Raw genomic sequence first — 22,516 nt, 5'->3', positions numbered from 1 at the left:
ATGCATGCGCTCTGGGCCCAACCCTGTGGCCGTGGGTCTGGGGTGGTTCTCTCTGAGTGTTTGGGGGCGCCCCCTACGCCCGGCCATTGTTTTGTGGGGGGGGCCCGTGCCATTGTCGCTTGCGTTTTGGTTTTGTTGGGTTTCATGGCTGGTTTTTTGGGGGGGTTGGGGGAGGGTGCCTTGGGGAAGCAGGCCTGGGCCGAATTGGCCGCTTTGGGCGTCAATATCGAAGCGTTAGAGCGGGTGGCAGGGGTGCCGACGCGGCAAGTGCGCGTTCAACTGGTGGGGGGCGATCGCCAGTTTGTGGGCTTTGCCCCAGCGGGAACCTCTCGCTTTGCCGATATGCAGTTCTATGGTCAGCAGGTCTCCCCCTCATTACTGGCCAGAGCACGATTTTTTGTCACTGGGACGCTGGGACTTGCCAGTGAACCCACCGCCACCACGATTAAATCTCTCGTGGAGCAACTGCGGCAAAAAGGTGCCCTTATTCTCATTGATGCCAATTGGCGACCGATTTTTTGGCCTGATCCCAGTTCTGCCCCTGAACGCATTCGTCCTTTTCTCGCCCAAGCTCATTTTCTGAAACTGGCCAAAGAGGAATCGGAATTATTTTTCTCTGATAGTGATCCCCAACTTGTCTATCGCGCCCTTTGGGGCATCGCACCTGACCATGCAGTGGTCATTACCGATGGAGATCAAGTCATTCGCTACTGCTGGCACGGAAATCAAGGGGAACTCCAGCCGCCCTCCATGCCCGTTGTGGATACCACCGGTGCCGGGGATGGCTTTGTTGCGGGCTGGATTGCTCAACTATTGCAGGGCAGCCTAGAAAACTACCGTGACCCCCAATGGCAAACTGCTTGTTTAGAATTTGCCACGGTAGTGGGTGCTTTGGTTACCACAAAGCGAGGGGCGATCGCAGGTCAACCGACCCTTGCTGAGGTTACTCAATGGCTGCGAGATCATCCTGAAAGAAAAATACGGATGTCCTAACTGGGTTTGCTGCCGCTGACGGTGTTGTTGTCACCATAGCAGGCTTGCTCGTCGGCTGCAAAGGGATGGCTGCCACCAAAGGACAGGCTCGCCAAAATCCCCGCACCGGTACATTTAGTTTTTCACAGGTACCACCACGCCGCCCTTCAGAATGGTAGAAGCGGCAAAAGCGACAAGTTGTGGGAGTAACAATTGGGCTATCCATCGCGGGGATCAACTCCGAAGTAAAATCCTTAGGCTTTCTACTCTCCATCCTAGGAAATTGGCTTTAGCCGATTTTTCAGCGATCACAGGAGCAAAAAAGCTTAGGGAGCAAGTTTTAGCGATCCCCAGTCCTCAAAAGTGCTTTTAGATTCTTTTCATACTCCCGCAATACTCCGTAATAATACGGAGATCCGTTTTAGTAAGTCTTAGTAAGAATAAAAAAAGGTTACGTCTGCAGACGCAACCCATGGAGATCACTGTATTTCTATGTCGTGGCGACAATTAACGCACTGTGGCTGCTGTGGGTTCCTTAGTGGGGATCAAGAATAACTTGATCATCTGCCATACGTTTGAGAGATATAAGGGAAGTTTTTTCAGGAAGCCCCCGTTTTGCTTGCTGATTTCTGTAAGCTTAGCGTTGTTTTCGACACACCGCTCTAGTCGCTTATAAAATTCAGGATGGTCAACATCAAGAATGACGGGGAAAACACGACCAGCAGTTTCGTTGGTTTTGGCAATCACCTCGCGATCGTATTCCCGGGCATCCAAGCCAATGGCGGCATAGAATTTCGCCCGCTGCAAATCGTTGAGGTACATCGTGGCAAACACCGACAGTAGGAAAAAGCGGCACCAGAGTTTTGGTGGCAGCCAGCAGACCATGAAGTAGCGTGCCCATTTTTTACCAGAAAGGGACAGGGGAATTTCCTTAATTTTTTGCCAAAATGTGCGTGGGCGATCCAGCATTTGCGGTTGGGCACGCATTACCGCATCAAAAAAGTCACCGTGACGGTTTTCATCTTGGCACCAGTTTTCAAAGAAGCGGAAGATGGGGTAAATCCGATGTTCGGGGTGCTTTTCCAGATGGCGGTAAATTGTAATGTAGCGCCAGTAACCAATTTTCTCGGAGAGGTAGGTGGCATAGAAGATAAATTCGGGTTCAAAGTAGGTGTAGCTGCGGTGCTGTGTCAAAAAGCCGAGATCCAGCGCCAGATTGAAGTCAGACATGGCTTTGTTGAGGAAGCCAGCATGGCGAGCTTCATCGCGAGACATTAAGGCAAAGCACTCCGCCAGTAGGGGGTTGCGATCCTTGAGCTTGCGGCTCAGTTCTTTGTAAAGGAGAAAGCCAGAAAACTCCGCTGTGCAGGAGCGCTCTAGAAATTCAATAAATAGTTGGCGGGTTTCACCATCAATATGATCCCAAGACTGTTCAAATTCTTCGTCCCGCACAAAGTGATGACGGTTGTAGTCGCAGCGGAATTCCTCAAGGATGGCCTCAAGCTCTGCTTTATTTTCCGTAATGTCCATGTTGGCCATCGCTTCAAAGTCGGTGGTGTAGAAGCGGGGCGTGAGGATGGTTTCTTTGGCGGGGGCTTTGATGCCCGGCCGCAGTTCTTCAAACTCAGGTTTAGCAACGGTATTGACCATAAAAAGCTGCGTCTCGCTCTTGCTAACGGCACTCATAGAGCATGGTAGCGAAAATTGCCGATGCGTTACAGGTCGTTACAGAACCGTTACATTCCCCACCAGCGGCTGAGTTGATTGCGCCAGCGATCGCCCCAAGAGGCCGACCAAGTGGGTTGGCTGTAGCGTTGAATCAGTTGATGCCCCAAAGGGGTGAGGCGATAGCGATCAGTCAGGCCTTGGCCATCCACTTCGCGGCGCAGTAAACCGACGCGGATCAGCCAGTCCAACTCTGTTTCTACTAGGAGCGCAGGTAAGGGCGATCGCGTAAATCCAGAGGTCAAACCCGCCTGCCCGACAATTTCTAAAAGCGCCACACTCCGCTGCTGCATTGTTTGAAACAAGGGTGGCAAAAAAGGGCTACAGCGCAAGGCGCGATCGCCTCGTTCTAAGGCTCTTTGGGAATATGCGATCGCCACAGGGTATATCCCTACAGAGAATCTGAATAGCTGCTATCAATCAAGGTAGCGCGGTCATTTACTGAGCTTCCACTGGGGGGAGGGGTTCTAGGGGACTGAACCGACGCAGCATCCGGTCGAGAAGAGGAAGTTTCTGACCCTTGACGACGGCGCTCGGGTAAAACAACCCGCTCCATGATGAACTCAATTGTGCCCTTGCGCAGCCATCCCCGCGCCACCAAAATATCCCCCAGCCGTGCCCCGGTTGCCCGCTGATCTGCTAAGGCGACTTCAATTTGTGCCGGCGTCACCAACTCGGCCTCCACCAGATAGTTTCCCAAGCGTTTCGTATAGCTATCCTCTTGGGGCTGCTGGACAAAGGGAGCCTTTCTGGCCTCTGCTGCTACACCTAGCACACTATCAAAATCACGCTGATTTCCTGCCAAGGCAACCAAGCACTCTTTAATTTTCATTAAAATTTCTGCTGCCCGCTGGAGTTGATTTTGCTGGGCTGCCTGCTCCAAAAGTCGCGCTTCTGCCTCAATCAGCGTTTGCCGGGATGCAACTGCCGCGACTTGCAAAATGCGTGCCTGTTGCTGAAGGACAGCCATATCCCGTTCCAGAAGTGCTTTTTTACACTGCTTAAGAACAAGGGCTCCCTGCTTCAGCAGGACTTTGTGGGTAGGAGTAGTCATAGACAGCAACGGCGGAGATGGAGTGGCTTTGAATAAAAGAATTTTAAAATCGCCCTTGGTATTGTTAAGGCAATGGGATACACAGATCTATCTTTAATATAGCCCTTTGTATTCAACCCATTGCAGTCCAATCGGGGCAAATTAAGGTTCTGTAAAGATGAGCTGATACAGTCTTTTTCTAAAGCAGGGAGTGTCTCATTCTCTCCCATTTTGGCGTCCGCAGTATCGAGCGGGTTCCATCTCTATCCATCTCTAGGGTAGGGGGCGGCACTGCTTAATGTTGCTGGCGTAAAACGGTGTTGAACAGTTCTTTCACCTGCTGCCAAGCATCCCGCGCGGCTGCTGCATCGTAACTGTCCCGCTGATCGCAGAAAAAGCCATGATCTGCTGGATAGATGAAAATGTGGTGGCGAATGCCGTGGCGACGCAGCGCCGTTTCAATTTCCTTCACTTGCTCCATGGGAATACTTTGGTCGCGATCGCCAAAGAAGGCATAGAGCGTGCCGCGAATTTTCGGTGTTATTTCAATTGTGGGTAAGCCACCTCCGGGGGTCATGGTTGTAATCCCAGCGCCGTAGAATGAGGCCGTGGCTTTAATATCTGGCAATTGGGCGACCAGATAAGCCACATGACCACCAAAGCAAAAGCCAATCGTACCAATGGCATCCCCATCTACATTTTCGAGGCTACGCAGATAAGCAATTGTGGCTTGGGTATCACTGAGGAGTTCCTCAGCTTTGGTCTGATTTTTATACTGTCGCCCCAAATCAATATCAGCAGCGGTATAGCCCGTTTCAAAGCCGGGGGCAAAGCGTTGGTAAATGGCGGGGGCGATCGCCACATAGCCTTCGCGGGCAATACGCTCGGTCACGTCGCGGATATGGGCGTTGACACCAAAAATTTCCTGAAAGACAATCACTGCCGGATACCGACCGGGGGTCACTGGCTCCGCCAAGTAGGCATCAATCAGCAGATCGCCATTGACCACCTTGACCCAACGGCTAGTTATCTCCACCATCGTGAACCTCCTAGACAGAAACGTCGAGGTCAGGAAACGTACGCTTGAAGTCGCTAATTAGCTCATCCAGTTCCGCAAGGGCGGATTCAACGTCAATCCTCAGAGTGCCACTGCCGGGCAGTTCCAAGAGCTTTTTGAGGCTCTCCCGCTTGGCCAAAACAATTGCTAAACGTTCCTGTAGTTTGGGTAACTCCATGTTTTACCTCGCTGCAAAGCTCATTTTTACTGTACCGTTTCGTTGGCCAGATTCTTCCCTTTGGCAGGTGTTGGAGGAACTAGTTCCACATTGATTTCATTCACAGGGCGAGGCCGCAGTTCTAGAGATTGCGATCGCGGCAGCAGATCAAAAACTTCCCGAAATGTGTCATCAAGGATTTCAAAGGGCACCACACCCATAAACTCCTGCCGCAACTGCCCTTGGCGATCAAAAATTAGTGTTTGCGGCACTCGGCCTTTGTAGTAGTAGCCCGCTTCATTGGGGGAGAACTGTGCCCCATAGGGCAAGGCATCCACATCAATGGCGATAAAATCCGTGACGCGACCATAGTACCCCTGTAGCTGAGAGATAGTTGAGGCAAACTGCTTACAATCGCGGCTATCGTTCACATAAAACAGCAGCAGTGTGGCGCGATCGCTCTGACGGGATTTCTCTAGACTGACTTTCGGCGGCACCAGGGAGCCATTGCCGGCATAGAGGGCAAAGATATTGCCATCATAGCGATCGTCTTGTAACCCCGCCCAACTCGGCGCTGTCCACAGTCCCCACAACAGGAGAACAAGTCCTAACCAGCCGCAAACCCGTTTCATTTGCTCCTCCATAGGATGTCGTAAAACACTATACCTCTGCCTACAACTGTAGGGGGCTGCTCGCTGGGCTTGACCCTGTTAATACTTGTAATCTGCAACACGAGATACCCTAGGGATGGCTCCCTATGGGTTCTGTTCATTGCTCAGTTTACTGTGAAGAGTCTCTTTGCCCTCCTGCCGATCCTTGCTGAGTTGTATGGACTGATCTTGCTGTGTCTGGGGATTGGCTACGGCAGCAGCCGCTTCTTACCCACAAAAACAGCAGCTTGGTTGGCTCAAGGGCTGTTTTGGGTAGGAACACCGCTGACGGCATTTAGTTTTATTGTCACCACCCCAATGAGGCAGTTCAGTGGGTTGGCGCCCCTGTTGGCGTGGCTAGGGATGGGGATTGGCGTTGGCTTGGCTTGGCTATGGTTGCAGCAATATCCCGCTCAGACTCGCCAAGGGCAGGGCAGTTTTCTTTTGGCAACCATGGTGGGCAACACGGGCTTTATTGGCTTTCCAATTACTTGGCGACTGCTGGGGCAGGATTACTTTAGCTGGGCGTTGTTTTTTGATCTGATGGGGACACTCCTCATTTCCTATAGTGCCGGCATTGGGGTAGCGGCCAGTTTTGGCGATCGCTCAATTTCCATCTCCAAACTGCTGTGGCATATTGGCCGCAATCCAACGCTCTGGTGTGTGGGCATCGGACTGCTGCTGCGACAACATCCCCTACCGGCGATCGCCCAACAGGGACTGTTGACGTTGGCCTGGCTAATGGTGATCACTGGGCTTATCTATATGGGCATCTGTCTTGGGGAAGTACGCCTCAAGTTGCAGTGGCAATGGATTATTCCCTGTTTGACCATCAAGATGCTGTTGGTACCGCTACTACTGGGGGTAGGATTAACCCTGATCGGGGTTACCGGGTCGCCACGTCTAGGGATGGTGCTGCAAGCAGGAATGCCCCCCGCCTTTATGACATTGATCCTAGCGGATGTGTATCACTTGGATCGCGCCTTTGCCGCCAGCTTAATTTTGACCAGTCTCTTTGCCCTAATTCCTTTATTGCCCCTGTGGCTTGTCCTCTTTGCCAGTTAGGGGCACAGTTGGTGTTTAATCCTCAGGCGTCAAGCGCAGCAGCAGGTACCCTGCACCTAAACCCACTAGAACCAGCGTAAACGTAATTACCGCAGTATTGAAAATCTCTTCTGCCATAGAGCCGCCTCAACTAACAAGAACTTATTTTAACAATTGGGTTCCTTTTCTTACCACGGCTCCAAAACAGGTGCGCGCGGCAACTCATCCACGTGCGCGGGAGACTCCGGCCTAGCGCCATTCCCGCATCCTTCTTTCTTGAAGGGCAACTTACGCCATTCGCTATCTGATGAAACGTAGGACTGTGGACATCAAGGGCGCCTACCGCTTCAGGTGCTACCCGACACCAGAGCAGGAACAAATTCTTGCGCGGATGTTTGGTTGTCTGCGCTTTGTCTGTAACCACATGTTGCGCCTGAGAACCGCTGCCTAGGTCAATCGGCAGGAAAGAATTGGCTACCGTAAGACTTCCGCTTTGCTAACGGCGTTGAAGAAACAGGCGGAATCTGCGTGGCTTAACAATGTCAGTGGCGTTCCAAGGATTGCCGCGAGGCAAGTACGACGCTGCACCGATCCTCTAACAAGGTGCTGCAAATTGAGATGGATGGCCAACTCCTAACCGCCAGTCCAGCCCAACAGCTCCTGCTGCGCCAAAAATAATCCTGAGGGGCTTAAACTATTAGCGGGAACATCTCACGTACTCGTTATGCCCCTAACCCGTCGTCAAACCCTCGGCATCCTCGTCGGCAGTGCCGCTACTTTCTGGTTGCGATCGCGTCCAGCCGTGGATGAAGGTGAGCCGTTAGAAATTTATAAGCTGCCCCCCTTGCCCTATAACTACGACGCCCTAGAGCCAGTCATTGATGCTGAGACAATGCACCTCCACCACGACAAACACCATGGAGCCTATGTGAAGACACTAAACAAGGCACTGGCACCCTACCGTCAATGGCACGGGCTCCCCATCGAAGACCTCCTGCGCCACATTCGCCAACTACCCACTGCCATCCAACAAACCGTACGCAACCACGGTGGCGGCCATGCCAACCATTCCCTCTTTTGGCAAAGTATGGCGCCGAATGGGGGGGGTGAACCCACAGGGGACTTGGCCACAGCAATTGCAGCCACATTTGGTTCCTTCTCAGAGTTTCAAGCCCAGTTTCAGCAGGCGGGTCTGAAGCACTTTGGCAGTGGCTGGGTCTGGCTCGTGCTCACACCACAAGGGAATCTAACCATTACCACGACGCTGAACCAAGATTCTCCCTTGATGCAGGGGCACGTGCCGATCTTGGGCAATGATTTGTGGGAACATGCCTACTACCTGACGTATCGCAACCGCCGCGATCAATACCTAGAGGCTTGGTGGCAGGTGGTTAATTGGCCTTGGTTGAGCGATCGCTACGCCCAGATGCGCGCTCTTTTGGCTTAGTGGGCAAGGCCTGCTCATGGCGATCGTAGGCATCAATAATCCGCTCGACGAGGGGATGACGAATCACATCCCCCTTAGTTAAATAGCAAAAGGCAATTCCTTCTACATCCTTGAGAACTTTTGTGGCCTCACTGAGGCCGGAGGTTTGATGTTCTGGTAAATCCGTTTGCGTCAGGTCTCCGGTCACCACCAGGCGGGAGTTAAAACCAATGCGGGTCAAAACCATTTTCATTTGGGCAGGGGTAGTGTTTTGTGCTTCATCAAGAATGACAAAAGCATTATTCAGGGTACGCCCCCGCATATAGGCCAAGGGCGCCACTTCAATTACCCCCCGCTCCATCAGGTTACTGATTTTCTCCGGCTCCACCAGTTCGTAAAGGGCATCGTAGAGAGGGCGCAGATAGGGATCAATTTTTTGCTGAAGATTCCCCGGCAAAAAGCCCAGCCGCTCCCCTGCTTCCACTGCAGGCCGCGTCAAGATCAACCGCTCATAGGTACCCGCCAGCAATGCCTGTACCGCCAAGACAGTGGCCAAGAAGGTTTTGCCAGTTCCCGCTGGCCCAATGCCAAATGTCAGCGTATGACTGCGAATCGCTTGAATATACTGGCGCTGGCGAAAGGTTTTAGCGCGAATAATGTCACCGCGACGGGTGCGAGCCAGAATATCCTGTTGCAGTTCTTGGAGGGCATCCCGCTGTTGGGTATCGTAGGCATGGCGAACGGTGAGAATATCCACCCCCGACACAGGGCGCCCCTCGCGCCAGAGGGTACCGAGGTCTTGAATGAGTTGTTGGCAAAGTTGGATTTGGGCAGGAGTGCCAGTGATATAGAGATCGCGCCCCCTTAAAACAAGGGTCGCCCCTGTTTGAGCGGCAAAGATGCGCAGATTGGCTTCTTGCTCACCGACAAGGGCGATCGCGCTCTCCGTGCTGTGAAGATCAATCGTGAGGCTTTCCCTTGTGGTCATACCTCAAACTTAGCGGTTGCGCTTGCGGGCGGCCTCCTGTTTGCGTTTACGGCGCAGGCTAGGTTTTTCGTAACGTTCGCGCCGCTTGACTTCCGAAAGAATGCCCGCTTTTTGGATTTTTTTCTTAAATCGCCGTAGAGCGGACTCAATGGATTCGTTTTCACCTAAACGCACTTCAGACACGCGCTAACTTTGCCTCCTTGATGATGGATAAGAACGACGACGGGATCGCCGAGGGCGATCGCTCCCTCGATGATCTATTTTAGGCGTACTTTTGGCATCGTCATAGACATCTAGGTAAACCTGCTGACCGGCAGCTTGAGCGGCAGCCTGTAGCACTGCTCGAATGGCATGGAGATTACGACCACCACGGCCATAGACCCGCCCCCTGTCTTCACCGGCAAAGGCAAGACGTACCCAAATGCGAGAATTGGCAGGGGAAAACTCTGCATGGAGCCTCAGGGTCTGCGGCGCCTCCATAAACGGCTCCAGCAGGAAACGAATGAGGGCAGCGTAGTTGGGAGCAGCCGACTCGGTCATTGCCTATTTTTTGGCAGTTTCAGGAAGAAGATTGGCTTTGACAAAGAGCCGCCGCACGGTATCTGTGGGCTGTGCACCCTGCGCCAAACGCCGCTTAATCGCCTCTTCCTTGAGGCGCACTTCATCACGGATTGGGTCGTAGAAGCCCAATTCTTCAAGGGCACGTCCATCGCGGCGATCGCTATTATTCATGGCCACAATTCGGTAGGTGGCGTTCCGTTTTTTGCCGTAGCGTTTGAGACGCAGTTTAATCATGTCAGCCTATGGAGATGAAAGGGGCAGGTTTTTCTCGACAATTTTCCAGTATAACGGACATCCTAAATCGGGTAAAGTAGATTGCGGTTCGAGTTGAGCACTGCCGATGACAAAGACAGCATGGTTATTTCCCGGCCAAGGGTCGCAACATCCAGAAATGATGGCGGATTTGCTGACGACCTATCCCCCAGCCAAGGAGCGGTGCGAACAGGCAGCAGCAATCTTGGGGTGGTCGGTGCCAGACTGCTGTGCAGGCCGCATCGGCAATTTGGATCAAACCCTTTACACCCAGCCGAGTTTATTTGTGCTGGAGAGCCTGTTGGTGGATGCCCTCAAAGAGCGGGGGGCAAAAGCGGATTTTGTGGCGGGTCACAGTCTTGGAGAATACGCCGCCCTTTATGCTGCGGAGGTCTTTGATTTTGAAACGGGGCTGAAGTTGGTGCAGCGGCGAGCCGAGCTTATGGATGCCGCTGGGGGGGGCAAGATGGTGGCCTTGATCGGGTTTGACCGCGAACAGCTACAAGGGGCGATCGCCAGCACCCCCCATGTGGTTCTCGCCAATGATAACCATCCAGGGCAGGTGGTGATTTCGGGGCTGCCGGCAGCGGTGGACGCCGTGCTAGGGAAAATTAACGTGAAACGAGCAGTTCCCCTGAATGTCAGTGGGGCTTTTCATTCCCCTTTGATGGCGGAGGCTGCAGCCACGTTTGCCACACTGTTAGAAGAGTGTCGATTCCAAGAGGCAATCTTTCCCGTCTTGAACAATGTTGACCCCCAACCGACAAGGGATGCAGCAGTGATCAAGGCACGGTTGCAATCCCAGATGACCGGTTCTGTGCGCTGGGTAGAAACCTGTCATGCTCTTGCGGCGGCAGGAGTGAGCCAAGCCCTAGAAATTGGCCCTGGCAATGTACTGGCAGGCTTAGTTAAACGCACCACCCCAGAGATCGCGGTTACTAGCGTTGCCACAATTGCCAGTTTGGAGAGCCTTGTGTGAGTCGCGATCGCGAGCCCCTGATTAGCCTCATCCTCTACCATCTCTTCAAATGGTCGGTGGTGAGTCCACTGCTGCACATCTATTTCCAGGGGCGCATTTATGGTGCCGATCAAGTACCGCTGCGCGGCCCCCTAGTGGTGGTGGCCAATCACGCCAGCTACTTTGATCCCCCCTTTATTTCCAACTGTGTGCGCCGCCCCGTCGCTTGGATGGCCAAGGAGGAATTGTTCCAGATTCCTATTTTTCGCACCTTGATTACTTGGTACGGCGCCTATCCCGTCAAGCGGGGAGCTGGCGATCGCCGCGCCCTGCAGGCTGCCCTCAATGCCCTAGAGCAGGGATGGGCGGTGGGGGTTTTTCTAGAGGGTACACGTACCCCCGATGGCCGCATCCATGACCCAAAACTGGGGGCAGCACTGATTGCGGCCAAAGCCCAAGCACCGCTGTTGCCCGTCTGCCTCTGGGGAACGCAGGAGATTCTCAAAAACAGCCCTTTTCCCCGTCCAGCTCCCATTACCGTCCGAATTGGCACGCCCATTCCGCCGCCGCCTACGGGCGATCGCGCCCTCCTAGAAACAGTGACTCAGCACTGCTGTGAAGTCATCCACCACCTGCACGACTTGGGGCGCTAGAGCAGGCCATCCTTAGCAGCCATCACCTTCAATAAATCCACCACACGGCAGGAGTAGCCCCACTCATTGTCGTACCACGCCACTACCTTAAAGAAATTGGCATTGAGTTCGATCCCCGCTGTGGCATCGAAGATACTGGAGCGGCCATCGCCAATAAAATCACTGGAGACCACTGCCTCTTCGGTATAGCCCAAAATGCCCTTGAGTTCCCCCTCGGCGGCCGCCTTCATAGCAGCGCAAATTTCGGCATAACTGGTTGCCTTCTCAGTTTTGAATGTTAGATCTACCACCGATACATCAGGAGTGGGAACGCGAAAGGCCATCCCTGTCAGTTTGCCCTTTAATTCTGGCAATACCAGTGTCACTGCCTTAGCAGCTCCCGTAGAAGCCGGAATAATATTTTGACCGGCCCCCCGGCCGCCACGCCAATCCTTCTTACTGGGGCCATCCACCGTGGGTTGGGTTGCCGTGACAGAGTGCACCGTTGTCATTAGACCCTCAGCTAATCCAAACGTCTGATGTAAGACCTTGGCCAGCGGTGCCAAGCAATTCGTGGTGCAACTGGCATTAGAGACAATCACATCTGACGTTGGATCAAAAGTTGCCTCATTAACCCCCACAACAATGGTTTTCACCTTATCGGCATCCTTGGTGGGCGCTGAGATCACCACTCGTTTGGCACCGGCCTGTAAATGCTGCGCTGCCCCATCATAGCCAGTAAATAGGCCAGTGGACTCAACGATGTAGTCTGCGCCAACCGATCCCCAAGGCAGTTCAGCGGGATTGCGAATGGCCGTACAGGGAATGAATTTGCCATCAATTTCAATGCCCTCCGCTGTGGCTTTGACAGTACCTGGATAGATGCCGTGGGTGGAATCGTACTTAAAGAGGTAGGCCAAGTTATCCGCCGGCACCAGATCGTTAATGCCTACAAACTCGATATTGTTGTAGGCAAGACCCGCTCGCAGCACCAAGCGGCCAATGCGGCCAAAGCCATTAATGCCGACTTTCAAGGTCATAAGAACTCTCCCAAGGCAATAACTAATAACGGGGTAGGGTGGGATCCACTGCCGCAGAATAGGCGTCAATGTTTCTCACATCGCAGAATCCCTGCTGAATTAGCCAGTGACCCATTTGGGCTGAGCGCACGCCGTGGTGGCAGAGTCCCAAGATTTCCCGACTTGGATCAAAGAGCCGACAAATTTGGGGTGAGCACTCAAGGGCAAAAGCGTGAAGTGAAGCAGGGGGGCGATCGCCCATTCCTCTGGTTTTTGCACATCAATGAGTTGCAAGGTCTCCGCCTCTGTGGCTAGGCGCTGCGCCAATTCCACCACTGTGATTTGTCCCAACATGGTTTCCCCTTGATTCTAGGAGGATAGATTGGAGATCGTCGTGAAATCATCCTTAAGATTGCTCTGCTGGAGGAAGGGACTGGTAGGCCACCGCCTTGACTGTCGGTTGATTGACCACTTGGGGCACATCTAGCACGGCCGTATTCACCAAGTTAAAGAGGGGATTGGCTAAGATACCCGCTAAGGAAGTGGCAATCACCGTCATCACCAGACCCACCTGCAAAGGACGCATCCCAAAACTCGACCAAGACACCTCTGGGTAGTTTTGCACTGCCAGCGACATTTCTTGGGGTTCCTTGACCACCATCATTTTGACGACGCGGATGTAGTAGTAAATGGAAATCACGCTTGTCAATAGACCCAACAGTACCAAGCCATAGGCGCCCGCTTGCCAGCCTGCCCAGAAGAGATAGATCTTGCCAAAGAAGCCGGCCAAGGGCGGAATCCCCCCCAAAGAAAGCAGACATAGACTCAGACCAAGGGTGAGGAGGGGATCTTTTTGATAGAGACCCGCATACTCACTAATTTGATCGGTGCCCGTGCGCAGGGAGAAGAGAATGACACAGGTAAAAGCGCCAAAGTTCATGAAAAGGTACACGAGAAGATAGAAGAGCATACTGGCGTAGCCTGCCTCGGTGCCAACCACAAAACCAATCATTATAAACCCGGCCTGACCAATGGAAGAGTAGGCCAGCATCCGTTTCATGCTGGTTTGGGCAAGGGCAACCACATTGCCGAGAATCATGCTGAGAATTGCCAGCACTGTAAAGATAAGTTGCCATTGATCGGTCACACTGGGGAAAGCCAAGGTTAAAAAGCGAATAGCCAAGGCAAAACCGGCAGCTTTGGAGCCAACGGAAAGAAAAGCTACCACCGGCGTGGGGGCGCCTTCATAGACATCGGGCGTCCATTGGTGAAAGGGTACAGCAGAAATTTTGAAACTAATCCCGGCAATAACAAAGACTAGGGCTACAACTAGCCCTAAGGATTCTGAGGAGAGAGTTTGGGCAATTGCTGGCAACTGGGTCGATCCACCGGAAAGGCCGTACAACAGGGATGAGCCATAGAGAAAAATGGCAGAACTGGCGGCACCAATTAGGAGATATTTCAAGGCGGCTTCATTGGAGCGACTGTCTCGTTTTGTGTAGCCAGTGAGGAGATAGGAGGCAATACTGAGAGTTTCTAGAGCAACAAAGATAAACACCAGTTCTTGGGCACCGGCAATGAACATGCCACCCACCGTAGCCGTCAGTAGGATGGTCATAAATTCGCCGAGGGAACTGCCGGTTTGTTCAACATAGCGAATGGACATGAGAATGGTGCCCAAGGCTGAAAGGGCAATCAGTCCGCGGAAAAACAGGCTGAGGTGATCGGAAATAAAGCTGCCGAAGAAACTGACAGTCTCCGACTGTGTCCACAGGGGAATCATGGTGGCGATCGCCCCCCCTAAACCCAAAATGGCTAAGTAGGGAGTCCAGCGGTCAGCCTGCCGTCCCTGAATCAAATCCGCTAAGAGGACAACAAGTAGCGTTATGATCACGAGGGTTTCCGGCAAAATGGTGCCCGCATTGAGCTGTCCAGCCAGTGTCACCAAATCCATAACTCTTTCCGCACCTTGATGGAATCCCCCATATCTTATCACTCAGATTTTCATTTCACTGTTGGCCAGCGATCGGCTTCTGCTGATGAATGGGATTAGTTTTTACCAATCGCGGCGACTTGAAGGTCGGGTTTTGATGGGTTCTTATAGCAGTACATGTAAAGATCCGCGATCGCCATCTAGCTCTGTTGCCACCCCCACCGGTAACGCGGCATTGACTCCTCCATGGCCAAAGGGCAAGTCACTCACAATGGGAATTCCCAAATCCCCCAAGCGATCGCCCAAAACCTCAACCACGCGAAAATTGGGTTGGGTAGTTGGGTCTTCACAGCCACAGCCACTAAAACGGCCAAGGGCAATTCCCTTAACCTGATTCAACACACCACTACGACGCCACTGCGTCAGCATGCGGTCAATGCGATAGGGGGCTTCACCCACATCCTCTAAGGCCAAGATGACATTCTCAAACGGTGGACAATCGGGTGTGGCCAGTAGATGAGTGGCAACCGTTAAGTTCCCCACTAACAGGTGACCTTGAACAGCACCGCCTCCCCAGCCAGTTCCCAATAGCGGCTCTAAGGGTTTACCCTGCACAAGATCAAAAAGGCGCTGCTGACTCCAAAGGGGTTCCTCGGCAAGCGTCGTCAGTACAGGGCCATGAACCCCGGCCACCCCCTGAGCAGCGTAGCTCCACAGGAGAGCCGTAATATCCGAAAAGCCAATCAACCATTTCGGTGAGCCTCTAGGCCACTGCCACCGTTCCAAAAGCCGGGTGGCACCAAACCCGCCCCGCCCGCAGAGAATGCCTTTAATAGAATTATCTTGCAATAAGCGCCACAGGCGATCGCGCCGCTGTTGATCGGAACCAGCTAGGTAGCCCCAAGCCGCAAAGGCAGCCTCGTCCACAACCACCTCATAGCCCTGGGCGCGCCAACAGGCCACTCCCTGCCAAAAGCGCTCTGGCTCCCTGAGGGCACCACTGGGAAACGCAACGGCCAGGCGATCGCCCGGCTGGAGGGGGGGCGGTAAGGTTGCTGGTGCCCTCACACTAGAAAAAATGAGAATTGCGGTAGAACTGCAGCCGACCCATGCCGATATTTTGACCTAGGGCGCGATCGCCCCCCCGCGGAAAGGCGGTCACGGCAAAAAGATACATCCCCTCCCAGTAGGGATTGCCTACAGGCGCAACCTCAACCCGCAGGGACGACCCCGGTGAGACAGGGGAATCAAATGTCACCTCCCCTAAAGGAATTGGCTGGCGGGAGCGATCCCCAACAAAGGAACGGGTGCGTGGGGGCAAAAAGTAAATCGTCTCCATGCTAGGAAGCTGCTGAATATCTAGACGGGCAAGGGGTTCGCCTGCAGTAGTCGGTATTTGCACAATAAAATTGTAGGTGGTATGGGTAAGCCACAGGTGGGGAGAGTGGGTATTTGCTTCAACAAAAGCAGGGGGTTGGTCAAAAGCCACTCGACCATCGGCAAACTCCACCCCGAGGCTCTGAGGCGTCAAACCTACTATTTCCACAAGGGCGATCGCCAGCCATTGCAGCCTCATTTATCACGGGAGGGGAGGTCTGCCCCCTGAGCAATTGCTTTATTACAGACCCAGTTTTCTGGAAGTCCAGGGTAGCCCCGCCGCAGCGCCTCTGGACAAATGGTATAGATTGTCAGTTGACAATCAATTAACTGCAGACCATACTTCTCTGTTTGCTTGAGAGCCTGTTTGAAAACCGTATCGTTATCGAACTCCATTGTCAGGTTGCATTGGACACACACCATGTGGTGATGATGATGCGGAGACATCGTATTTAGTTCATAGTGCTTGTGCCCTTCAGCAAGTTCTAACTCCCGCAGAATGCCCATCCGGGACATCAACTTCACAGTGCGATAAACGGTGGATAAACTAATGGAATGTCCCTGCTTGCGCAGTTCATGGTGGAGGTCTTCAGCGCTGAGGTGGTTGCCTTTGGGTAGATTCTGGAAAATCTTAAGAATTGTTTCCCGCTGTGGTGTCAACCGCCAACCCTTTTCGTTAAGTTCTGCCTTTAAGGCTGCTGCTGTGTAAGGTGGCATAGGAGATTCGCTTGATCTGCTGCTATTGGCTTACATGATAGCCGACAACAAGTGTCATTTGCAACAACCGCGGCTTATTGAGAATAATTACAATGATCCTATTGAATTTTCTGCAAATTGGTTGCAATGCCCAACCCCAACCCAGCGGCCGCCAACGGCGTACCCCCTAGCTGAATTCAAGCTCATCCATGGGCTACCTCACTCCTGAGGCAGACTAGGAGTGGCGCGGAAGATTTAATTGGTTTGGCGTTGTGGCTTCGGTCGCTGGAATTTCGCCATGGGCACAAAGTCTTCAACGGGCACATCCTTGAGAGCCTGACTCATGAACTCCCGCCAAATGGGTGCCATAAAGCCACCCCCCGTTGCCCCTTGACCTAAGGGGGCATAGTTGTCATTCCCTGCCCAAACGGCCGCTGCCAGTTGTGGGACATAGCCCACAAACCAAATATCTCGCTCAGAGGAAGTCGTGCCTGTTTTTCCTGCTGCGGGTCGGCCAAGATTGGCTGCTGTTCCTGTGCCACTGGTGATGACACTCCGCAGCGTATCGTTCAAAGCTGCCGCTGCCCAAGGGTCAAGTACGAGTTTCGGGCGCGGTGTGTGATCCAAGAGCAAATGACCAGTGCTATCGGTAACTTGAATAATGGTTGTGGTGGGGGATTGCCAGCCGTTATTGGCAAATGTGGCATAGGCCGCTGCCATTTCCAAAGGGGTGAGATCTACAGCCCCCAAAGGCAGGGACACCACCGGCAACATTGGACTTGTAATGCCAAGGGTACGGCAAACTTCAATTACGCGCTCAATGCCCACCTCTTGGCCAAGGACAATGGCGGGAATATTGCGGGACAGAGCCAAAGCCATACGCATTGACATCCCGCCCATAAACGAACCATCGTAATTGCGCGGCACATACCAGCCATCCCCGTCGCGGTAACGCACAGGGGAGTCACTAATTCCTGAATCAGGGGTATATTTGCCACTGGCATAGGCGGCGTAGAAAACAAAGGGCTTAAAGGCTGACCCCGGCTGACGCATGGCTTGGGTAGCGCGATTAAACTGACTGCGGTTGTAATCCACACCGCCGACAAGGGCTTTGACATAGTGAGTTCGCGGATCCACAGCTGCCAAGGCCAACTGATCTGCCCGCACACCACTGGCTTGTAAGCTTTCGTAGCCGCGCTGGATGACCTCCTCAGCTATTTTTTGCAATTTTAGGTCAAGGCTGCTTTGTACCCGCATCCCCCCCCGAATGACCGCTTCACGACCAAATTGACGGGTCAACTCCTGCAAAACTGCATCGGTAATCCAAGGACTGCGACTGCGTTGGAAGGAGGTAATCTCCCCCAGCTGGATTGGTTCTTGGGCAGCAGCGGCGGCCTCTTGGGGGGTAATCCAGCCCAACTCTGTCATCCGGTCTAACACCAATTTCTGTCGTTCTTTGGCCAGCTGCAAATCCACAAAGGGACTGTAGGCCTCCGGCGCTTGAATAATTCCCGCCATCATTGCTGCTTCGGCAAGGCTAAGGTCAGCAGCATTTTTTTTGAAGTAGCTTTGGGCAGCGGTTTGCACGCCGTAGGTGTTGTGTCCCCAATAGACTTGGTTGAGGTACATCTCTAAAATTTCATCTTTGCTGAAGATCTGCTCAAGGCGCATCGCTAGCACCGCTTCGGCAACTTTGCGGCTAATGGAGCGGTCTTGGGACAAAAAGAGATTTTTCACCAATTGCATGGTCAGGGTAGAGCCACCCTGAATGGTACGCCCTGAGGTGAGATTGACGATGAGGGCACGGGAAATGCCGATGGGATTAATACCGCGATGCTGGTAGAAGCTACTGTCTTCAATTGCCATCACAGCCAGTTTCAGATTGGGCGAAATTTCCGCCAGCGGCACAACTTCCCGGTTTTCTTCATCGTGCAGACTCACGAGCAATGTGCCCTTGGCATCGTAAATATGCGTTGTTTCACTGGGGATATAGCCGCGGAGCGATCGCACATCAGGCAGATTGCGAAAGCTCAAGGCCAAGCCCAGCAGACCACCCCCGATAGCTGCACAGCTTAAGGTCATCCCCACTAAAAAGGTGCGATTTGCAATCCGCAGTACCCCACGCCAAAAGTTTTCATCTTGGGGGCGAGTTTGGGAGGGGTGTTTGCCAAGGGTAGTGGTGGACACGACAGTTGCTTCCTCAGGCCAATTATTTTTCGCTTTGTATTATTTGGATGGAAGGGTAGGATGCAAAATGGCCGCGCGATCGCGATTGATTGCTATCATAGCCATCCTAGACCACAATCATGTCTTAGCCCAACAATTGCCATGTCCCCAGACCTTGAGGCCACCATTGCGCGGCTGCAGCGCGGTGTTGTCGAAACATTTCCCCATGTGCCCGATTCCGCCAAACCCGAAGACAACCTCTGGGTTTATTTGCGGCAAGCCCAACGTCCCCTGCGGATTAAGTTTGGCATTGATCCCACAGGAAGCGAAATTCACCTCGGCCACAGCATTGTTCTGCGAAAGCTACGGCAGTTTCAGGATGCCGGTCACTGTGCGGTGCTGATTATTGGCGATTTTACAGCGCAAATTGGTGACCCCACGGGAAAATCTGAGGTGCGCAAGCAGCTGACCGCTGAGGAGGTGGCTGCCAATGTGCAAACCTATCTTGACCAGGTGAAGCCCATCTTAGATTTTGAGACGCCCGGCCGCTTAGAAATTCGCTACAACTCGGAGTGGCTGGCAAAGTTGGACTTGCGGCAAGTGCTGGAGCTTTTGGGAACCATGACGGTGGGTCAAATGCTAGCCAAGGAGGGGTTTGCCGAACGCTACAGTAAGGCAACACCGATTTTTCTCCATGAGTTTCTTTACCCCCTGATGCAGGGCTACGATTCGGTGGCAGTGGCAGCGGATGTGGAACTGGGGGGAACCGATCAGAAGTTTAATATTGCTGTGGGTCGCGATTTACAGCGCCACTTTGGCTTGCCAACGGTGCAATTTGGCCTGCTGATGCCCATCCTTGTGGGGACAGACGGAGTTCAGAAAATGTCCAAGTCCTTGGGCAATTATGTGGCGCTCACGGAGTCGGCAGCCAGTATGTACTCCAAGTTAGAGAAAATCCCCGATGCGTTGGTCAATCAGTACCTTGAGTTACTCACAGACTTGCCCTTAGACAGTTTGCCCAGCAATCCCCGCGATCGCCAGAAACTGCTTGCCCTAGAAGTTGTCAGTCAGTACCATGGGCGCGAGCTTGCCCTGCAGACGCAAGCAGAACTGGCGGCCATTGTTACCCAAGGACAAACCACCCAAGCGGCGTCAATTCCGCAGTATTCCCTCAGCGAGTTTCAATTTCCAGTAAAGCTGACCTACGTCCTCAGTCATACGAAGCTCTGTCCCAGTAGCAGCGAAGCGCGGCGGCAAATCCAAGGGGGAGGTGTGCGTCTCAACAGTGAAAAAATTACCGATGTGGACTTTACGCTTACCGCCCCCGAACCCTACATCAACCAAGTGCTGCAGGTGGGCAAGAAAAAATTCCTGCGCTTTGTGCCCTAGATGCTCTGCCAAGATGCATTCAAGATAGAGATAGAAAACTCAAGGAACAGAGCCGATGAGTGAACAAGAGTTTCAAGCCAAGGTACTGAGTGAACTGCAAGCCCTACGCGCGGATGTGGAAAGGCTGCAAACAGATGTGCACAAACTTCAAGGGGATGTAGCCAAGCTGCAAGGGGATGTAAATGAGTTAGCCACCCAAGTAAGAAATCAAGAGTACAAATTCGAGGTCTATCAGCGGGGAACCGATGCCATGGTGTCTATGGCAATCACAATTACTATTGCCGCAGCCTCCGTCGTAGTTCTTTCGAGTCTTTCGCCAGCCATTACAACGCTGGTGAGCGCGATCGCCCACCCAGGAAATTAGAGATTCAATTTAGAGATATAAGTGGTGACGCTAGGGATCGCTCCAAAATTCGTTAAAATTTTCTTGTTTATTAGCTGGATACTCCTGAGTACGAGTTTGGCTGTGATTTTTCCCCTCAATCCGAGAGAAGGACTGGGCGGTGGTGTCACCAAAACCGTTTTAGACAATGGTCTTACGGTTCTAATTAAGGAGATTGCTACAGCGCCAGTTGTGAGTTTGCAGGTCTGGTATCGCGTCGGCTCCCGCCATGAACCCAAGGGGGAAAACGGCATTGCCCACCAACTGGAGCATTTGATGTTTAAGGGCACCCAAAGCCGCCCCATCCAGTTTGGCCAGTTATTTTACGCCTTGGGCAGTTCTTCCAATGCCTTTACTAGCTACGATATGACGGCTTACCACCACACAGTGCGCGCCGATCAACTGGAAGCTTTGCTTGTCCTCGAGGCCGATCGCCTGCAAAATCTCCTTATGACTGCCGCTGCCCTTGAAAGGGAAAAGCGGGTGGTGATCTCGGAGCTGCAGGGCTATGAGAACAGTCCCGAATACCGCCTCAGTCGTGCCTTAATGGCGGCTCTGTATCCCCATCATCCCTATGGGTTGCCGGTGGGGGGGACAGCAACCGATGTGGAGCAATTCACGCTGCCGGCGGTGAAAACTTTTTACCGGCAGTACTACCGCCCCGATAATGCAGTTCTGGTGATTGCGGGGGATGTGCGTCCCCTAAAGGCCTTGGAACTGGTTCAGAAAACCTTTGGGCAAATTCCACGGCCAACCGCGCCCCTGACGTCTCCCTCGTTGCCGCCCCCAGTGGCGGGTCAATCGCAGCGCATTCGCCTTACAGAACCGGGGAGTGCGCCGCTGTTGCAGCTACTGGTACCGATTCCGGGGATGACCCATCCCGATCAAGCGGCTTTGGATGTGCTCGATATGCTCCTCAGTGGCGGGCGCAGCTCGTATCTGTATCAGGAGCTTGTGGAGACGGGGCAAGCCAGTTCCGCCTACTCCTATGGAGCAGCGTTACAGGTGGGGGGCTGGTTTGAACTGGGGGCGATCGCTAGCCCGCAGCAATCCCTTGAGACCATTGAGCACACCATCGGCAAGATTCTTGAGCGCCTTGCTCAGCAACCGCTCAGCCCCACTGAATTGCAACGGGCAAAACAGCAGCTTAGAGCCAACTTTGTATTGCGCAATCGCGATATTGATGCCCAGGCCAGTCAACTGGCCAACGATGAAACGCTCACGGGAGATTATCACTTTAGCGATCGCCACCTTGCCGCCATTGAACAGGTCACTGCTGCCGATGTGCAACGGGTGGTGCAAACCTACTTTGGGCGCGATCGCTGGATAGTGGGCGAATTTATTCCCAGTGAATTGGTGGCAGGTGAACCTTCAGCTTTGCCCAGCAAGCAAACGACTGCCCACAATCTTGTGGATGAACCGGTGCATCCCCAAGCCATTGCTGCCTATTTACCCCAAGTGAGCGCCCCGGCTACTACCGCAATCAAGCCCTCTGCCGTAGAAACCTTCAGGCTCCACAATGGACTGCGGGTTCTCTTGCTAGTGGATCACAGCACGCCAACAGTGACCCTAGCGGGACGCATTGACGCCGGCACGGCCTATGACCTGCTGACCCGGCCGGGCGTTGCCCACCTAACAGCAGCGAATCTCCTCAACGGCACCGCCAGTAAAACAGCGCTCACTTTGGCACAAACCCTTGAAAATCGTGGCATTAGCTTGGAGTTCAGTGCCTTCCGCGACGGGGTGGACATTGAGGGCTACGCCCTTGCCGAGGAACTGCCCACCCTCTTGGAAATCCTGGGGGAGGTGCTTCAGGAGGCCACTTTTCCAGAATCGGAATTTAAGCTCAGCCAACAGCGCTATCTCACTGCCCTGAGTCTGGAGGCGGACGATCCGTTGCGCTGGGGACGCCGAGTTCTCCAAGAAACCCTCTATCCTGCCCACCATCCCCTCCATCCCTTTGCGACCCCTGAATCTGTTCAGGCCATTCAGCGCCAAGATCTGGTGGACTTTTACCGCACCGCCTATACTCCTGAACACACTATCTTGACACTGGTGGGAGATTTTGACCCTGGGGCGGTGCGATCGCGCCTCAACGA

Annotated in this window: 26 protein-coding genes and 1 pseudogene; 9 read left to right on the top strand and 18 right to left on the bottom strand. The window is 53.3% G+C overall.

Annotated elements, in window-relative coordinates:
• Positions 1–993: carbohydrate kinase (locus P3X23_RS02035; RefSeq protein ID WP_300872658.1), on the top strand; the 993-nt coding region annotated here is incomplete at its 5' end.
• A gap of 486 nt (positions 994–1,479) precedes the next feature.
• On the opposite strand, the gene acsF is transcribed toward P3X23_RS02035, so the two are convergent.
• The 6 genes from acsF to P3X23_RS02005 form a co-directional block, all read right to left on the bottom strand.
• Positions 1,480–2,622 carry a magnesium-protoporphyrin IX monomethyl ester (oxidative) cyclase gene (gene acsF / locus P3X23_RS02030; protein WP_300872662.1) on the bottom strand — a complete coding sequence of 381 codons (1,143 nt, stop codon included), beginning with the start codon at positions 2,620–2,622 and terminating at the stop codon, positions 1,480–1,482.
• Between the two features lie 86 nt (positions 2,623–2,708).
• The gene (locus P3X23_RS02025; RefSeq protein WP_300872656.1) at positions 2,709–3,077 is read right to left on the bottom strand and encodes an Npun_F0494 family protein; all 369 of its coding nucleotides are present in this window, start codon (positions 3,075–3,077) and stop codon (positions 2,709–2,711) included.
• Between the two features lie 11 nt (positions 3,078–3,088).
• Positions 3,089–3,751, bottom strand: coding sequence for a hypothetical protein (locus tag P3X23_RS02020; RefSeq protein ID WP_300872654.1), 663 nt, complete (start codon positions 3,749–3,751; stop codon positions 3,089–3,091).
• 274 nt (positions 3,752–4,025) lie between these two features.
• Positions 4,026–4,766, bottom strand: a complete 741-nt coding sequence (locus tag P3X23_RS02015; protein WP_367186472.1) for a dienelactone hydrolase family protein — start codon at positions 4,764–4,766, stop codon at positions 4,026–4,028.
• Positions 4,767–4,779: 13 nt separating this feature from the next.
• Complete coding sequence (locus P3X23_RS02010) at positions 4,780–4,965, bottom strand: hypothetical protein (protein WP_300872650.1); 186 nt, start codon at positions 4,963–4,965, stop codon at positions 4,780–4,782.
• Between the two features lie 26 nt (positions 4,966–4,991).
• Positions 4,992–5,576, bottom strand: coding sequence for a thylakoid membrane photosystem I accumulation factor (locus P3X23_RS02005; RefSeq protein ID WP_300872647.1), 585 nt, complete (start codon positions 5,574–5,576; stop codon positions 4,992–4,994).
• Positions 5,577–5,729: 153 nt separating this feature from the next.
• Here P3X23_RS02005 and P3X23_RS02000 point away from each other — a divergent pair, with 153 nt between their 5' ends.
• Entirely contained in the window at positions 5,730–6,659 is a 930-nt protein-coding gene (locus tag P3X23_RS02000) for an AEC family transporter (RefSeq protein ID WP_300872645.1), read from the top strand.
• A 15-nt stretch (positions 6,660–6,674) separates the two neighbouring features.
• On the opposite strand, the gene petM is transcribed toward P3X23_RS02000, so the two are convergent.
• On the bottom strand, positions 6,675–6,776 hold the full coding sequence (gene petM, locus P3X23_RS01995) for a cytochrome b6-f complex subunit PetM (protein WP_300872643.1): 102 nt from the start codon (positions 6,774–6,776) through the stop codon (positions 6,675–6,677).
• Between the two features lie 169 nt (positions 6,777–6,945).
• Here petM and P3X23_RS01990 point away from each other — a divergent pair, with 169 nt between their 5' ends.
• Positions 6,946–7,089 (top strand): helix-turn-helix domain-containing protein, encoded by a 144-nt coding sequence (locus tag P3X23_RS01990; protein WP_300872642.1) that lies wholly within the window; start codon positions 6,946–6,948, stop codon positions 7,087–7,089.
• A 273-nt stretch (positions 7,090–7,362) separates the two neighbouring features.
• The gene (locus P3X23_RS01985) at positions 7,363–8,085 is read left to right on the top strand and encodes a superoxide dismutase (RefSeq protein ID WP_300872640.1); all 723 of its coding nucleotides are present in this window, start codon (positions 7,363–7,365) and stop codon (positions 8,083–8,085) included.
• Here P3X23_RS01985 and P3X23_RS01980 read toward each other — a convergent pair.
• Genes P3X23_RS01980 through rpsP form a run of 4 tightly spaced genes read right to left on the bottom strand, consistent with a single transcriptional unit; the run spans position 8,030 to position 9,847 of the window.
• Positions 8,030–9,052, bottom strand: a complete 1,023-nt coding sequence (locus P3X23_RS01980; protein WP_300872638.1) for a PhoH family protein — start codon at positions 9,050–9,052, stop codon at positions 8,030–8,032. The genes P3X23_RS01985 and P3X23_RS01980 overlap by 56 nt on opposite strands.
• A gap of 9 nt (positions 9,053–9,061) precedes the next feature.
• Positions 9,062–9,235: a 30S ribosomal protein S21 gene (rpsU, locus tag P3X23_RS01975; protein ID WP_015126245.1), complete on the bottom strand. Its 174-nt coding sequence runs from the start codon at positions 9,233–9,235 to the stop codon at positions 9,062–9,064.
• A 3-nt stretch (positions 9,236–9,238) separates the two neighbouring features.
• Positions 9,239–9,592 carry a KH domain-containing protein gene (locus tag P3X23_RS01970; RefSeq protein ID WP_300872635.1) on the bottom strand — a complete coding sequence of 118 codons (354 nt, stop codon included), beginning with the start codon at positions 9,590–9,592 and terminating at the stop codon, positions 9,239–9,241.
• 3 nt (positions 9,593–9,595) lie between these two features.
• A complete protein-coding gene (gene rpsP, locus P3X23_RS01965; RefSeq protein WP_300872633.1) occupies positions 9,596–9,847 on the bottom strand; it encodes a 30S ribosomal protein S16 in 252 nt (83 codons plus the stop codon).
• 106 nt (positions 9,848–9,953) lie between these two features.
• On the opposite strand from rpsP, the gene fabD reads away from it, so the two are divergent.
• Together fabD and P3X23_RS01955 are read left to right on the top strand one after the other, a co-directional pair.
• On the top strand, positions 9,954–10,844 hold the full coding sequence (gene fabD / locus P3X23_RS01960) for an ACP S-malonyltransferase (protein WP_300872631.1): 891 nt from the start codon (positions 9,954–9,956) through the stop codon (positions 10,842–10,844).
• Positions 10,841–11,476, top strand: coding sequence for a 1-acyl-sn-glycerol-3-phosphate acyltransferase (locus P3X23_RS01955; RefSeq protein ID WP_300872629.1), 636 nt, complete (start codon positions 10,841–10,843; stop codon positions 11,474–11,476). The genes fabD and P3X23_RS01955 overlap by 4 nt, the downstream gene beginning before the upstream one ends.
• Here the strand turns inward: P3X23_RS01955 and gap are convergent.
• The 7 genes and pseudogenes from gap to P3X23_RS01920 all read right to left on the bottom strand — a co-directional run bounded on the left by gap (position 11,473) and on the right by P3X23_RS01920 (position 18,562).
• Complete coding sequence (gene gap, locus P3X23_RS01950; protein ID WP_300872627.1) at positions 11,473–12,495, bottom strand: type I glyceraldehyde-3-phosphate dehydrogenase; 1,023 nt, start codon at positions 12,493–12,495, stop codon at positions 11,473–11,475. The two genes, P3X23_RS01955 and gap, sit on opposite strands and share 4 nt — an antisense overlap.
• Positions 12,496–12,517: 22 nt before the next feature.
• Positions 12,518–12,828, bottom strand: a pseudogene (locus P3X23_RS01945) (rhodanese-like domain-containing protein).
• Positions 12,829–12,880: 52 nt separating this feature from the next.
• On the bottom strand, positions 12,881–14,428 hold the full coding sequence (locus P3X23_RS01940) for an NAD(P)H-quinone oxidoreductase subunit N (RefSeq protein WP_300872623.1): 1,548 nt from the start codon (positions 14,426–14,428) through the stop codon (positions 12,881–12,883).
• Positions 14,429–14,572: 144 nt separating this feature from the next.
• Positions 14,573–15,475 (bottom strand): LD-carboxypeptidase, encoded by a 903-nt coding sequence (locus P3X23_RS01935; protein WP_300872621.1) that lies wholly within the window; start codon positions 15,473–15,475, stop codon positions 14,573–14,575.
• 1 nt (position 15,476) lies between these two features.
• Positions 15,477–15,983: a DUF2808 domain-containing protein gene (locus P3X23_RS01930; RefSeq protein WP_300872620.1), complete on the bottom strand. Its 507-nt coding sequence runs from the start codon at positions 15,981–15,983 to the stop codon at positions 15,477–15,479.
• Positions 15,980–16,501 (bottom strand): transcriptional repressor, encoded by a 522-nt coding sequence (locus tag P3X23_RS01925; protein ID WP_300872618.1) that lies wholly within the window; start codon positions 16,499–16,501, stop codon positions 15,980–15,982. Before P3X23_RS01925 ends, P3X23_RS01930 begins: the two co-directional genes overlap by 4 nt.
• A gap of 234 nt (positions 16,502–16,735) precedes the next feature.
• A complete protein-coding gene (locus P3X23_RS01920) occupies positions 16,736–18,562 on the bottom strand; it encodes a transglycosylase domain-containing protein (protein ID WP_300872660.1) in 1,827 nt (608 codons plus the stop codon).
• A 246-nt stretch (positions 18,563–18,808) separates the two neighbouring features.
• Here P3X23_RS01920 and tyrS point away from each other — a divergent pair, with 246 nt between their 5' ends.
• The 3 genes from tyrS to P3X23_RS01905 form a co-directional block, all read left to right on the top strand.
• A complete protein-coding gene (gene tyrS / locus P3X23_RS01915; protein ID WP_300872616.1) occupies positions 18,809–20,035 on the top strand; it encodes a tyrosine--tRNA ligase in 1,227 nt (408 codons plus the stop codon).
• 55 nt (positions 20,036–20,090) lie between these two features.
• Positions 20,091–20,399: a hypothetical protein gene (locus P3X23_RS01910; protein WP_300872615.1), complete on the top strand. Its 309-nt coding sequence runs from the start codon at positions 20,091–20,093 to the stop codon at positions 20,397–20,399.
• A 102-nt stretch (positions 20,400–20,501) separates the two neighbouring features.
• On the top strand, positions 20,502–22,516 hold a 2,015-nt coding region (locus P3X23_RS01905), incomplete at its 3' end, for a pitrilysin family protein (protein ID WP_300872613.1).

Origin of the sequence: Thermosynechococcus sp. Uc, assembly GCF_029335995.1 — a bacterium.
Lineage (GTDB): Bacteria > Cyanobacteriota > Cyanobacteriia > Thermosynechococcales > Thermosynechococcaceae > Thermosynechococcus.
Note: the sequence above shows the minus strand (reverse complement) of the source record. Positions and strands in the feature narration are given on the sequence as shown.

What these genes read in the sequence shown, in the direction of transcription:
- rpsP (WP_300872633.1), bottom strand. Translation starts at nt 9,847, where the DNA reads ATGATTAAACTGCGTCTCAAACGCTACGGCAAAAAACGGAACGCCACC.
- P3X23_RS01910 (WP_300872615.1), top strand. Translation starts at nt 20,091, where the DNA reads ATGAGTGAACAAGAGTTTCAAGCCAAGGTACTGAGTGAACTGCAAGCC.
- P3X23_RS01925 (WP_300872618.1), bottom strand. Translation starts at nt 16,501, where the DNA reads ATGCCACCTTACACAGCAGCAGCCTTAAAGGCAGAACTTAACGAAAAG.
- P3X23_RS01990 (WP_300872642.1), top strand. Translation starts at nt 6,946, where the DNA reads ATGAAACGTAGGACTGTGGACATCAAGGGCGCCTACCGCTTCAGGTGC.
- acsF (WP_300872662.1), bottom strand. Translation starts at nt 2,622, where the DNA reads ATGGTCAATACCGTTGCTAAACCTGAGTTTGAAGAACTGCGGCCGGGC.
- tyrS (WP_300872616.1), top strand. Translation starts at nt 18,809, where the DNA reads ATGTCCCCAGACCTTGAGGCCACCATTGCGCGGCTGCAGCGCGGTGTT.
- P3X23_RS02005 (WP_300872647.1), bottom strand. Translation starts at nt 5,576, where the DNA reads ATGAAACGGGTTTGCGGCTGGTTAGGACTTGTTCTCCTGTTGTGGGGA.
- P3X23_RS01920 (WP_300872660.1), bottom strand. Translation starts at nt 18,562, where the DNA reads ATGACCTTAAGCTGTGCAGCTATCGGGGGTGGTCTGCTGGGCTTGGCC.
- gap (WP_300872627.1), bottom strand. Translation starts at nt 12,495, where the DNA reads ATGACCTTGAAAGTCGGCATTAATGGCTTTGGCCGCATTGGCCGCTTG.
- fabD (WP_300872631.1), top strand. Translation starts at nt 9,954, where the DNA reads ATGACAAAGACAGCATGGTTATTTCCCGGCCAAGGGTCGCAACATCCA.
- P3X23_RS01940 (WP_300872623.1), bottom strand. Translation starts at nt 14,428, where the DNA reads ATGGATTTGGTGACACTGGCTGGACAGCTCAATGCGGGCACCATTTTG.
- P3X23_RS02010 (WP_300872650.1), bottom strand. Translation starts at nt 4,965, where the DNA reads ATGGAGTTACCCAAACTACAGGAACGTTTAGCAATTGTTTTGGCCAAG.
- P3X23_RS01985 (WP_300872640.1), top strand. Translation starts at nt 7,363, where the DNA reads ATGCCCCTAACCCGTCGTCAAACCCTCGGCATCCTCGTCGGCAGTGCC.
- P3X23_RS02020 (WP_300872654.1), bottom strand. Translation starts at nt 3,751, where the DNA reads ATGACTACTCCTACCCACAAAGTCCTGCTGAAGCAGGGAGCCCTTGTT.
- P3X23_RS01970 (WP_300872635.1), bottom strand. Translation starts at nt 9,592, where the DNA reads ATGACCGAGTCGGCTGCTCCCAACTACGCTGCCCTCATTCGTTTCCTG.
- P3X23_RS01930 (WP_300872620.1), bottom strand. Translation starts at nt 15,983, where the DNA reads ATGAGGCTGCAATGGCTGGCGATCGCCCTTGTGGAAATAGTAGGTTTG.
- P3X23_RS01980 (WP_300872638.1), bottom strand. Translation starts at nt 9,052, where the DNA reads ATGACCACAAGGGAAAGCCTCACGATTGATCTTCACAGCACGGAGAGC.
- petM (WP_300872643.1), bottom strand. Translation starts at nt 6,776, where the DNA reads ATGGCAGAAGAGATTTTCAATACTGCGGTAATTACGTTTACGCTGGTT.